8 protein-coding genes are annotated in these 12,432 nt (G+C 50.7%); 1 reads left to right on the top strand and 7 read right to left on the bottom strand.

The features are described 5' to 3' along the window. Nucleotides 1-98 precede the first annotated feature (98 nt). The gene (locus tag ACJJIY_RS01325) at nucleotides 99-1,058 is read left to right on the top strand and encodes a LysR family transcriptional regulator (RefSeq protein WP_445358940.1); all 960 of its coding nucleotides are present in this window, start codon (nucleotides 99-101) and stop codon (nucleotides 1,056-1,058) included. 68 nt (nucleotides 1,059-1,126) lie between these two features. Here the strand turns inward: ACJJIY_RS01325 and ACJJIY_RS01320 are convergent, their stop codons facing one another. The 7 genes from ACJJIY_RS01320 to ACJJIY_RS01290 all read right to left on the bottom strand — a co-directional run bounded on the left by ACJJIY_RS01320 (nucleotide 1,127) and on the right by ACJJIY_RS01290 (nucleotide 12,305). Next, on the bottom strand, nucleotides 1,127-3,889 hold the full coding sequence (locus ACJJIY_RS01320; protein WP_444896155.1) for a nitrate reductase: 2,763 nt from the start codon (nucleotides 3,887-3,889) through the stop codon (nucleotides 1,127-1,129). Then, the gene (gene nirD / locus ACJJIY_RS01315; protein ID WP_282931350.1) at nucleotides 3,889-4,335 is read right to left on the bottom strand and encodes a nitrite reductase small subunit NirD; all 447 of its coding nucleotides are present in this window, start codon (nucleotides 4,333-4,335) and stop codon (nucleotides 3,889-3,891) included. Before nirD ends, ACJJIY_RS01320 begins: the two co-directional genes overlap by 1 nt. An 87-nt stretch (nucleotides 4,336-4,422) precedes the next feature. Beyond that, complete coding sequence (nirB, locus tag ACJJIY_RS01310; RefSeq protein WP_444896156.1) at nucleotides 4,423-6,960, bottom strand: nitrite reductase large subunit NirB; 2,538 nt, start codon at nucleotides 6,958-6,960, stop codon at nucleotides 4,423-4,425. A 270-nt stretch (nucleotides 6,961-7,230) separates the two neighbouring features. Further along, entirely contained in the window at nucleotides 7,231-9,012 is a 1,782-nt protein-coding gene (locus tag ACJJIY_RS01305; protein WP_444896157.1) for a bifunctional protein-serine/threonine kinase/phosphatase, read from the bottom strand. Continuing rightward, nucleotides 9,002-10,465: a NarK family nitrate/nitrite MFS transporter gene (locus ACJJIY_RS01300; RefSeq protein WP_444896158.1), complete on the bottom strand. Its 1,464-nt coding sequence runs from the start codon at nucleotides 10,463-10,465 to the stop codon at nucleotides 9,002-9,004. The genes ACJJIY_RS01305 and ACJJIY_RS01300 overlap by 11 nt, the downstream gene beginning before the upstream one ends. Nucleotides 10,466-10,645: 180 nt before the next feature. After that, complete coding sequence (locus tag ACJJIY_RS01295) at nucleotides 10,646-11,710, bottom strand: CmpA/NrtA family ABC transporter substrate-binding protein (protein ID WP_445358939.1); 1,065 nt, start codon at nucleotides 11,708-11,710, stop codon at nucleotides 10,646-10,648. Nucleotides 11,711-11,717: 7 nt separating this feature from the next. Then, a complete protein-coding gene (locus ACJJIY_RS01290; protein WP_413663235.1) occupies nucleotides 11,718-12,305 on the bottom strand; it encodes an ANTAR domain-containing response regulator in 588 nt (195 codons plus the stop codon). Nucleotides 12,306-12,432 lie beyond the last annotated feature (127 nt).

The following is a 12,432-nucleotide window of genomic DNA, read 5'->3' as shown; positions in this document are numbered from 1 at the left end:
GTGCTAACAGCAATATATTCACAGATCTTCGCAAGAGCGGTGTATCCTTTCCTGTTGACCCAGAAGTACCTTTAGAGAATTCATAGGGAGTTGCTATTGTGCTAAAGGATATTCGCTATTTACTGGTGTTTGCCAAGGTTGTGGAAAGCGGCTCTTTTAGAGGCGCTTCTTCGGAACTGGATATTTCTGTCGCCAGCGTTAGTTCCTATGTGGCGAGGTTGGAGGAAAGTCTTGGCGTTGCACTCTTGTATCGCAATACCCGCAAGTTGTCCCTGACCGAAGATGGGGCAAAGATTTATAAAACGGCACAGAAGATATTGGATTTGTACGCCGATGGTCTCGGAGAATACAAAGCGCGAGAGGAACGCAGTATCAGTCGGCTTAAAATTGCAATCCCTGCCGTTTTGATCCACAGCCGCTTGCTGAGCAAAATAGTGGGCTTTGTCCGGCGGGATCTGGGTATTCATTTACAACTTCAATGCAGCGACCAGCACGAGGATGTAATTGGCGGTGGTTTTGACTTGGCAATTCGTCTGGGTAATATGCCTGACAGCAATTTGAAAGCGCGTAAGATATTTGAACTAGAGCGGGTGTTAATTGCCAGTGGCGATATGCTGGATCGTTATGGTTTTCCGGGTCATCCTCGCGACCTTGCAGTTTGGCCCTGGATTGGGCTGAAAATGCGGCCCAATCACCGGCGATTTCTGCATCGGCAGCAGGGCGAATATGAAGTTAGCTACGCTCCGGTAGCGACTGTCGACAGTGTTGAAGCGGCTTATCGATTAACGAGCTGCGGCCTGGGACTATCGGCGCCACCTAGATTTCTAATAAGTGCACAGGATGATGTACAAGAATTATTGCCAGACTGGCAGCTTCCGAATTTACCTGCCTATGCAGTTAGACCTTCAAACGGAGTCTCCGAAGGTCCTATACAGAAACTGATTGATTATTTGGCCGATAGTGATACCCAGCTTGCTGCCTGCCATCCTCGCGATTTAACGCAAAAGCTAGCTGCAGAAGCGGTTGATTGTCCCGGAAGGTTCTCAATAGCTCGGTAGAGGCCTCTGCCGTCAAGGTTGGTCACTTGCGGGCAGAGGTTCTTTTATTCATGGGGGAATTTAAAACCTTACTGCGGAATAAATTCCTGAACTATATTTATTCGGGCATTACTGCTTATTTCTACCGGATCTTGCTTTACCGGAGTTGACTCCATGGATGTGTCTTCAGAGGCGTTAACTGTGCGAATAATGCTGGAAATTTCTGGTTTGCAGGAACCGCAGCTGGTACCGCAGCCAAGGGTTTCTCCCAGTGCTTCGACGGTGTTAATGCCTTGGGCGATGGCCTCCTCTATCTGTGGCCGGGAAACCTGGAGGCAGGTACAAATCATCTTCACACCGGGCTTTATGGGATGAAGCAGTTGCCCCGGTGATTCCGGCAGGGGAGTGGCCAGGTAATTTTCCAGGTGCTGTCGGCTGGGTAATTGATGCCAGTCTCTGCCAGAGAAAATCAGTAGTTTTAAGTTATCGTCGTAGGCGATCCAGCGCTGACTTTTAGGGGTAACCAATTCCTGCCAGAACAATTGGGGCTGGTCGTCCATTATCTTGGATGCCAGTTCCCGCCCATGGATAAGTTGGTTCGCGGCAATTTCATAGCGAAAGCCATTTTCCAAGGGGACTCGATACCAGTGCAGGATACTGCTGTCGTTGGCCTGCTGTAACCAATCCCATACTCTATCGGCAGTCTCTTCGGCACAGATCATTGTGGCAAAGTATTCAGCTGCTAGGGGACTGACATTGACGGGAACCTGTTTGAATTCAGGTTGACCGGAGTAGGGATCAATACTGGAGTCCGCCAGGGCACTGGGCTTGGAATCCTGTGAGAAGGTTTCACTCCAGTGAATAGGGGCAAAGATCTCCCCTATTTTTTGCCCTCCGTTGAGGGCGGCGCGGCCGACCATTTTAGATGAGGCGCTGTTTAACCGAACTAATTCCCCATCGTTAACCTGGAAGCGAGCGGCATCCTTGGGGTTTATTTGTATTTCCGGCAGTTCACTGTGATCGAGTAATTTCCTTACCCGCCCGGTTCGGGTCATGGTATGCCACTGGTCGCGCATACGGCCGGTATTGAGCCATATAGGATACTCGCCACTGATCTGCTGTTCCGGAGGCTGCGGCGCTATGGGGATAAAGCGTGCACGCTTGTCCGGGGTAAAAAACTGTCCACTGGTGAATAAGCGTTTGCACCCAGCCGGGTGCTCCTGATTGACCGGCCACTGTACCGGGGCCAGTGCATCGTATTCACTGCGATTGATATTGGCGAGTGCGGAGATATCGAAAGCCCTGGAGCCGTGGTTTTCGAAGCCGGAAAGCTGGGCGTGCTCACGAAAAATATCGGCGGGGTGTGAATAATTAAACTGATCTCCATAGCCTAAATGTTGAGCCAGTCCGCACAGGGCTTGCCAGTCGTGGCGAGCTTCTCCCGCTGGGGATAAAAATCCACGTTGCCGAGAGATACGTCGTTCTGCATTGGTGACAGTGCCGTTTTTTTCTCCCCAGCCTGTTGCGGGAAGTAGCAAATCGGCGCAGCGAGCGGTATCGGTATTGGCTATGCAGTCGGAGACAATAACCAGCGGGCATTTCTGTAGCGCAGCTTTGACTCTATCGGCTTCGGGCATACTGACGGCGGGGTTAGTAGCCATAATCCAAATGGCTTTAATTTTTCCGCTTTCTACCGCGCGGAACATATCCACAGCCTTCATTCCCGGCTTGGTAGCAATTTGATCGGAATTCCAGAATCGTGATACCCGGTCAATATCCTGCTCGTTAAACTCCATATGCGCGGCGAGGGTATTGGCAAGTCCGCCCACCTCGCGTCCACCCATCGCGTTGGGTTGGCCGGTAATAGAAAATGGCCCTGCACCAATTTTGCCCACGCGTCCGGTGGCTAAATGGCAGTTTATGATTGCGTTGTTTTTATCAGTTCCGCTGCTGGACTGATTGATTCCCATGGAATAAAAACTAATGGTCTTTTCTGTTGCTGCAAATGCCTGAAAAAATTCCAATAGTTTCTCGATAGATATGCCACAGGTGGCCGCAGTTAATTCTGGTGACCAGTCTTGAGCCGCAGCTAAGGTATCGGCAAATCCCTGTGTATGATTTTTTATGTAGTCGGTATCTAGATAATAGTGCCGGCTGAGAAAACGCAGTAGTCCATTGAATAGTGCCGCATCAGTGCCGGGTTTAATTGCCAGGTGCAGATCTGCCATTTCACTGGTAGCGCTGCCACGGGGGTCGATAACGACAAGCTTTGCAGCACCTGCCTGCATTCGCTGGAATAAGATCGGATGTGTCCAGGCTGCATTGGAACCGATAAGCACGATAAGTTCAGCCTGTTCCAGATCCTCATAGGAACAGGGTACCGCATCGGCACCAAATGCGCGTTTATATCCCACCACCGCAGAGGCCATACAAAGTCGGGAATTGGTATCAATATTGGCAGAGCCAATAAATCCCTTCATTAACTTGTTGGCCACATAGTAGTCTTCGGTGAGAAGCTGACCGGACAGATAAAAAGCTACCGAGTCAGGGCCATGGTCGCGAATTGTCTGCTTAAAGGCATCGGCCATATAAGAGAGCGCAGTATCCCAGTCACAATCTTTTCCGTGCAGGCGAGGGTGTAGGAGACGGCCGTGTTCGCCCAGCGTTTCGCCGAGCGCAGAACCTTTAACGCACAATTTGCCGAAATTTGAAGGGTGCTGGGAATCGCCACTAACAGTAATCGCTGTAGTATTTGCGCGCTCTTCCCTGTTAACCGAAACCCCACAACCGACACCACAATAGGGGCAGGTAGTGCAGGAGCGGTGCGCGCTCAGAAATTCCTGTACTGCCATTACTGTAGCTTATTGTTGCCGATGTAAACCGTGTTCCCACTAAATGCCAGCGGGTAGGTGGCAAGCTTGATATCGCTGTCTTCCATGCAGACTCCATCGCTAAGGCGGAAATGGTTTTTATACATTGGGGAAGCAATGGTTAATTCCCCTTCCAATTCCGCAATAATTCCTCTTGCAATCACACCAGCTTGTGCGATTGGGTCCCAGTTGTCAACGGCATAAAGCTGTTGTTCCTGGTCGGGTAAAAAAAACAGGGCGATGCTTCTTTGATAGACAGTTTTAGTCACTGTATTCAAAGCCTTCGTTGGGTATACGGAGGTATCGCCCCAAAGCGCACATACCCCAGAGTTGGTGACCAAATCTGATCGCTGACAGATTGGAGACCATTGGGGGTGGGTTATGGCAACTGAATTTGAGGGAGTTTCTTGCAGGGCAGCCAGGCTCATAATAATTTCCTCACAATGGATGGAAAGGATTCAAAAGCAATTTATTAATAAAGGTATAACTGGCGGCTTGCGCCGCCGGGAGAAGCTTTAGGCGGATTCGGCTGTTTCCACTAGCTCGTCAGTGGTTGCCGGACGCGGTTGTCCACGCTCCTTAACGAAAACAATCTTTTCATCGGTTTCGTTGCTATTGACGAATTGACGGAAGCGCTTGAGTTTTTCCGGATCGTTAATGGCTGTTTTCCATTCGCACTGGTAGGTGTCTACTACTCGGGCCATCTGGACTTCCAGCTCGGCACAAATCCCCAGCTTGTCATCGATAATGACTTCGCGCAGGTAATCCAGGCCGCCGTCAAGATTTTCCAGCCACACAGATGTGCGTTGTAATTTATCGGCGGTGCGCACATAGAACATCAGGAAACGGTCGATATAGCGGATAAGAGTTTCGTCATCCAGGTCGGTGGCGAACAAATCTGCATGGCGGGGGCGCATGCCACCGTTGCCACAAACAAATAGATTCCAACCTTTTTCAGTGGCAATAACCCCGACATCTTTGCTTTGAGCCTCAGCGCATTCACGGGTACAGCCGGAAACAGCCATTTTTATTTTGTGTGGAGAACGCAGTCCCTTGTAACGATTTTCTACTTGAAGGGCCATTGAAACGCTGTCCTGAACCCCAAAGCGACACCAGGTGCTACCAACACAAGACTTAACCGTGCGCAGGGATTTGCCGTAGGCATGGCCGGTTTCAAATCCGGCATCAATCAGTTCTCGCCAAATTTCCGGTAGCTGCTCCAGGCGCGCGCCAAACAAGTCGATACGCTGGCCACCGGTAATTTTGGTATAGAGGTTGTAGCGTTTGGCCACTTCGCCGATCACTATTAATTTTTCCGGTGTGATCTCGCCGCCGGGAATACGCGGGACTACAGAATAGCTGCCGTTTTTCTGCATATTCGCCATGAAAGTATCGTTGGTGTCCTGTAAGCCGACGTGAGTCTGCTCCAGAATATGTTCATTCCACAGGGAGGCAAATATGGATGCGGCTGCAGGTTTACAAATTTCACAGCCGCGCCCTGAACCGTGTTTGCTTAATAATTCACTAAAGGTTTTTATTTCTTCCACCTGGATAATGTGGAATAACTCCTGGCGGGAGAAGGGGAAGTGCACGCATAAGTGATTGTTCACTTCCATGCCGAGCGCCGCTAGCTCTTCATCGACAATATTTTTCAGTAGCCCAGCACAACCACCGCAACCTGTAGATGCTTTTGTTACATCCTTAACATCAGCCAGTGAGTGGCAGCCACCGGCAACGGCGTCGATAATCTGGCCTTTACTTACATTGTGGCAGGAACATACGGTAGCCGAAGCGGGGAGTGCAGCAGCACCCAGCCCGGGAGCTGCGCCATCGGTTGCCGGTAAAATTAATTGTTCCGGGTGTTCGGGCAGATCAATATCGTTGAGGTGATATTGCAGCAGGGTATCGTAGTCATCCGTATCTCCTACCATTACCGCGCCCAGGAGCTTTTTTCCCTCGCTATCGGTGATCATACGTTTGTAAACACCGCTCTGCTCGTCTACAAAAGTAATAGCGGCAGCGCCGTTGGTGCGACCATGGGCATCGCCAATAGAACCGACCTGTACGCCCAGGAGTTTCAGCTTGGTGCTCATGTCAGCACCGTTAAAACTTTCCTCTCCACCGGTCAGTTGAGCGACAGCAGTACGCGCCATGCTGTAACCGGGAGCGACCAGGCCAAAAATTTTCTGATCGTAAAGCGCGCATTCGCCGATAGCGAAAATATTCGGGTCTGAAGTACGGCAGTTGCTGTCAATTACGATCCCGCCGCGTTCGCCAACTTCCAGCCCGCTGGATTTTGCCAGTTCATCCTGGGGGCGAATGCCTGCGGAGAAAACAATCATATCGGTAAGCAGTTCTTTATCTCCCTTGAACTGCATACGCAGGCGGCCGTCTACTTCTTCAATCAATTCCGTGGCGGTACTGGTGTGTACCTGAACCCCGAGTGCTTCAATTTTTGTTCTTAATAGGGCTGAACCACCTTCATCCAACTGAGTGGCCATAAGGCCTGGGGCGAACTCGACAACGTGGGCTTCAAGTCCCAGGGCTTTCAGGGCATTGGCAGCTTCCAGGCCCAGTAGGCCACCGCCGACAACTACCCCACTTTTTGCACTGGCGGCAATCGAGCGAATGGAATCGAGATCTTCCAGGGTTCGATATACAAAGCAGCGCTGGTGTTGATGGCCGGGTATTGGCGGAACAAAAGGGTAGGAGCCGGTGGCAAGTATTAATTGGTCGTAAGAGTGGCTGGCTCCACTTGCCGCAGTAATTGTTTTATTGTCCCGATCAATTTGCACCACCTTGTCATTGAGCAGGATATTAAAACCCCACTGCTGATACTGCTCCAAGTTTCCCATGGACAGGTCTTCAGCTGTGCGTCCGGCAAAGTATTCGGAAAGGTGGACCCGGTCATAAGCGGGACGGGGCTCTGCACAGAATATGGTGATATCAAACTGGTTGGCGTATTGATGGTTGGCGAGCTGTTCCAGGAAATGGTGCCCGACCATACCGTTGCCAATCACAATCAGCTTTTGAGGTTTAACATTTGCCTTCATTTACAATCCTGCCGTCTCAATTCGTTTTATTCGGCAGGAAGAGAGCCCGTCTGAAATGGCAAGGGCGTCTCCTCTTCTGCCGAAGAGTACAGGCGCCGTTGCCTCGTAATGGGGGAATAATTTGTTGGTAATTAAATACATTCAATCTCTATGCCAATTTTATTTTTAGTAATAAAGGGGGTTTGGCCTGATTGTCCACAATTTTTGCGACAAAGTGGTGCATTTAATTAATTTTCTGCGCTGTAAATGTGCTTATTCAAATCTTATGTATTAGCGCCAAAAGAAGTAGAGCAGATGAGAGAGCAGTAGAATTAAAGTTAGTAGCTGCCAGACAAGAACCGGATTTCTTTCTAGCAGGGGACGGCTTTGGGGGGCTTTAAAATCTGGGCTGGGAGATTGCAGATCCTGGATAAATTCTGACAATGCGTTGTAGCGCTTTTTAGGATCAGGAGCACAAGCCTTTTGTAGAGCGCTATCAATCCAGTAGGGAATATCTTTGCGGTGTGCGGATGCGCGAGTAAAGCGCATTTGGTTATAGTTCTTTAAACGGTAGTGGTAGCTACCAAAGCGCTCGGGATAGGGATATTTGCCCGTGAGTAATTCATAAGCAATGATTCCCAGGGAAAAGATGTCTGATCGATGGCTGGCGCTATCCCCAAAAAAGAATTCCGGAGCTGTATAATTCTTACTGCCGGGTGCTGTTTCACCAGATAGATGTAATTGCTCTCTGAGCCCTGGGCCATCGGCACCACCGAGATCAATGATTGCCAGGCGCCCGTCGTTGCGCATCATAATATTCTCTGGCTTGAGATCGCCGTGAACGATCTCCAACCGCTGTAAACTTCGCAACGCACTAACCAGTTGTGCCATTAGCTCCCGCACTTGGGGAATTTGAGGTTGTGGATGTAATTGCATCCACTGACGCAAAGTCTGTCCTTCGATATATTCGAGAATATGATAGAGACAGTGCCTTTCAGAAGTCGGAGCAAAAACTTTAATAATTCCTGGGTGGGAGATTCGTCGCCCGGTCCATTCCTCAGCAATAAATCGTTCGATGTAGTGGGGGTCATCACAGAAATTAACTGAGGGAGTTTTTATCACCCGCAATACTTCGGTATTGAGGTCTCGGGCCAGATAGAGATGGCTGCGGCTGCTGGCATGTAATTCCTGTAAAACAAGGAAATTGTCGAGCTTTTGGCCTGGGCGCAGGTCAGGTGCGAACGGGAGTTCGCGATTGCGCATAGCCAATTCATCGCATTGGGGCAGCCCTACATAATTTATCCGGCAAGTGACAGCAGTCAGGTTATCGGTGGAGCCCGCTGTCAGAGCAGCATCAATAAGCCCTTGTGGAGTTGAACTGGAAAAATTAAGCAATAGCTCAATTAACTCTGTCTCAGGCAGAAAATCGTGAATCCCATCGCTACTCAGCAGGAAAATATCCCCGGGTTGCAATTCCTCACAGCGGTAGTCCACTTCAATATGAGCATCCATTCCCAGGGCGCGGCTCAAAAAGGTGCGTCCAGGTCCGAGGCTGTGGCTGTGATCGCTACTCAAGCACTCTAATTTCCTGTCGCGGAGTCGGTAGATCCGGGAGTCGCCGATGTGAACCAGATGTGCGCTGGTGCCTTTGAAAATAACGGCAGAAAAAGTGGTCAGCCAACCCCGTTTAATTTCGGCACTGCCGCCACTCTGTCGAAATAGCCAGCTATTGAGCGAGTGCAAAACCCGCGCAACAGCGTGCTTTGTCGACCAGGTTTGCGGGGTGCTGTAATAATCGGAAAAGAATCCATTGATGGCAGCGCGGGCTGCTTCACCGCCGGCTTCTGCATTGGCAACACCGTCGGCTACTGCCGCAAGGCTGCCGTGGCGCTGTAATTCAGCGCCTTCGGGAAGCCGCACTGCGCAGGCGTCGTCATTGTGTTGGCGAAGTCCGGCGCAGGAGGCAGTGAACAGTTGCAGGGCATCTTCTTTATTGTCCTGCGAACTGTCACTAGCAGCGAGCCCGGATTCTATTGTGCTCGCTGCAGTGGGTAGATCGTTATTAGGCAACATCGATCATGGATACGCTGCCATCGGGGTGTACTTCTGCCATTTGTCCCTCCGGTTCTTCCAGTAGAAGCAGGGCGGCAAAGCCGAGCAATGCGGTAGCGCAGATTACCAGGAAAAAGGCCTGGTAAGACACCATGCTGAGAACGGTGAGATAGAAAACGGCTCCGACATTGCCGTAGGCGCCAGTCATGCCGGCAATCTGCCCGGTTAGGCGGCGTTTGATTAAGGGCACCACTGCGAATACAGCGCCCTCACCAGCTTGCACAAAGAAGGAACAGGCCATGGCAGCGGCGACCGCCAGGTACAGGGGCCATTCGGCATCGATCATGCTCATAGTGAAGTAACCCAGAGCCAGGCCAGCGGTGAGGATCAGCAGGGTAGGTTTGCGGCCCCAGCGGTCGCTAATCAATCCGCCGGCAGGGCGTGACATGAGGTTCATAAAGGCATAGGCGGAGGCCAGCAAGCCAGCTTTTACCGGGTCCAGTGTAAAGGTCTCGGAGAAGAACAGGGGCAGCATGGAAACCACAGCCAATTCGGAACCGAAAGTCGCGAAGTAGAGCAGATTCAAAACTGCTACTTGCTTAAACTTATAGCGGTGTACCGGTGCTGGTGGGTTGCTGAGTACTTCACGGTTAATACTGTAGGTTTTATACGCGTCCAGAAGGTACAGTAGTACCAGGCCTGCATAGATCAGGTTGGCAGTAAGGTTGGATATTAATGCAACGCCGCTAGATAATTTCCAGGTTAGCAGAGCCAGTGCCGCATACATGGGCACTTTCATCACCAGAAGCAGGATAAAATCCCCGGGACTGGTGACTTCCATAGCACCAATTTTTTTTGGCTTGAAATAGGTTGACCCCTTGGGCGTATCAGTCACAGAGAAGTAATAAATTACGCTGTAAACCAGTGCGATTGCGCCGGTGAGGCCAATGGCATAACGCCAGCCGTCGTCACCGCCAAAAAACAGGGCGATAGTGGGCAGGGACATGGCTGCTGCAGCTGAGCCAAAATTTCCCCATCCCCCGTAAATACCTTCCGCGGTACCCAGCTGTCGAGCCGGGAACCACTCGGACACCATGCGGATACCTACAACAAAACCTGCACCAATAAAGCCCAAAAGGAATCGGCCAATGGCTGCCTGCACAAAATTGTCTGCCAGGGCAAAAATAAAGCAAGGCACACTGCCGATTGCCAGTAATAGCGAATAGGTGAGTCTGGGGCCATATTTATCAGTGAGCATCCCGATTACAATGCGCGCGGGAATTGTCAGGGCCACGTTTAAAATAAGTAGGGTTTTGACCTGGTCCGGAGTCAATGAAAGGCTTTTCGCAATTGCCATTAGCAATGGTGCGTGGTTAAACCAGGCAAAGAAAGTGATAAAGAAGGCCACCCAGGTTAGGTGGAGCACTTTTATCTTCCCGCGGAACGAGAATAGATTGAGTGAGTCACTGGACATGCGCATTTCCTTTGTTTGCTAATTCCGCAGGCACAAAAAAAGCCCAAAGCTGCAGCCGCTTGACTGCAGACGATGGACTTCGTTGCCCGTTATATTCGGCGAACAACCGCTTCACCGCGCTGATGCGCCTGAGGGAAGGCAATTGCATCATCGAATTATTTCCATTCAATTAATGTGCCACTATTTTTTTGCGAGCAGGAAATCCACCGTTTGCCGGTAGAGGTCTGGACGATAGGCTTCTGCTGCACGAAGTGTCGAGCTCCCCAGATCTGAATACATCTCCAGTAGCTGCCGTGCTTTTTCCTGAGTTGGACGCCCACAGTCGTTATCAATATGGGCAAAGAGGTGCCAGCCGGGATTGGCGAGGATTTCCCGGTCCCGATGGTAGAGAATCTGGTCATTGAGAGAGCGTTGAATCAGCTCCTCAGGCAGGTTGAGGTATTGCCCCAGGGACAAGAGCTTGGCAGCTTCGGCTCTGTTTGCGCGTGCGGCAAGCCAGGTACAGGCTTTGAGAAGAGCGGCCCTTAGGGCCAGGTGGGTTGCAGGGTTGGCTTGATGCCAGCTTTCAGTGACTGTCAGCACTTTTTCCGGCATAGCTGGCAGCAGTGTATTACAGGCTGCAATGACCACTCCGGACCCTTTGTGGGCGGCCAGGGAGTTCCAGGGTTCGCCTACACAATAGCCATCGATAACGCCACTGTGGAGGTTTTCCAGCATTTGTTCAGGCGGTAATACCACCAGTTTTATATCCCGGTCCGGGTCGATATCGACGGAGCGCAACCAGTACCTTAATTGCAAGCTATGGCTTGAAAATGGATAAACTGTGGCGAGTCTGACAGTAGGAGGGTGTTTATTGCCATGCAGATAGCGCTTAAGTGCCAAGGCGATATCACTTTGAGAGTCACCTTCACAGTAATTTTGCAGGCGTTCGAATAATTCTGCGGAAAGGGTAATAGCGTTACCGTTGCAGCTGAGAATTAACCCACTTAACAAGCGTTCGTGGCAATTGGGTAAAGCTTGTTCCAGTGTCAGGGGCATAGGAGCGAGCATTGCTGCAGCATCTGCCTTGCGCGCAATTAACTTGTCTCGCAGGGTGGCCCAGCTTGTTTCTTTTTGCAGCTTTACTTTTAATCCATGTTCTTGGAAGTAGCCTAGTTCCTTGGCGACAATCAGCGGTGCGCTGTCGGTCAGGCGCAGGTAAAGCAGTTTGATGGTCTTTTTTTCCGGGCACAGAAGGGCTGACATCGGTACTCTAATGCTCTTTCTGAAAATATTGGATAACTTGCTCGGCAACTGTATGGATGGTTGAGTTGCTGTTCATCGCGAGATTGCGCAAGGTCTTATGGGCATCCTCTTCACTGAGGTTCTTCTTGGCCATTAATAGCCCTTTGGCCCGCTCGATTGCTTTTCGCTCTGTGAGTTGCTGCTGGGTGCGCTCGAGAGACTGACGCAATTGCTGGAAATGTTTAAATTGTGCCATAGCGATTTCTATCGCTGGTGCCACGCGCTCTGGGGTCATCCCCTCGGCCATATAGGCGCTTACCCCGGAGTCGACCGCGCGGCTAATGAAGTCTGCGTTGCCGCTACTTGAAAACATGGCCACCGGAGTCGGCGCCTCACGATTAACTATGGCCAGGCTTTCCAGGATATCCCTGTCCGGGGATTCGATATCTATCAACACAATATCCGGACGGTATTTTTCCACCTGGAAGAGGAGGCCTTCGGCACTGTTGATCTGGGCGAGAATACTGTAGCCAGCAGCACGTAATCGCTCACAAACCAAGTGGGCGCGCTCGGGATTGTCATCGACCAGCATGATTCCAGGGCTTGGATTAGTCACAATTTACTGCGGCACTCATCTAATAATTTTTATTGGGCTTTACCAACTTTTAATCAATAGTTGTGCCAAATACGCAGAGGTGGGGGAGTGGATGTATGTCTCTAATTCCATGAGATAAATCTGATGT

Source organism: Microbulbifer maximicatervae (SeqCode) (assembly GCF_052468155.1).
The sequence above is the reverse complement of the archived record's forward strand: the minus strand, read 5'-3'. Positions and strand labels throughout refer to the sequence as shown.

Coding starts and splice junctions, on each gene's coding strand:
- ACJJIY_RS01300 (WP_444896158.1), bottom strand. CDS start 10,465: ATGTCCAGTGACTCACTCAATCTATTCTCGTTCCGCGGGAAGATAAAA.
- nirB (WP_444896156.1), bottom strand. CDS start 6,960: ATGAAGGCAAATGTTAAACCTCAAAAGCTGATTGTGATTGGCAACGGT.
- ACJJIY_RS01295 (WP_445358939.1), bottom strand. CDS start 11,710: ATGTCAGCCCTTCTGTGCCCGGAAAAAAAGACCATCAAACTGCTTTAC.
- nirD (WP_282931350.1), bottom strand. CDS start 4,335: ATGAGCCTGGCTGCCCTGCAAGAAACTCCCTCAAATTCAGTTGCCATA.
- ACJJIY_RS01305 (WP_444896157.1), bottom strand. CDS start 9,012: ATGTTGCCTAATAACGATCTACCCACTGCAGCGAGCACAATAGAATCC.
- ACJJIY_RS01320 (WP_444896155.1), bottom strand. CDS start 3,889: ATGGCAGTACAGGAATTTCTGAGCGCGCACCGCTCCTGCACTACCTGC.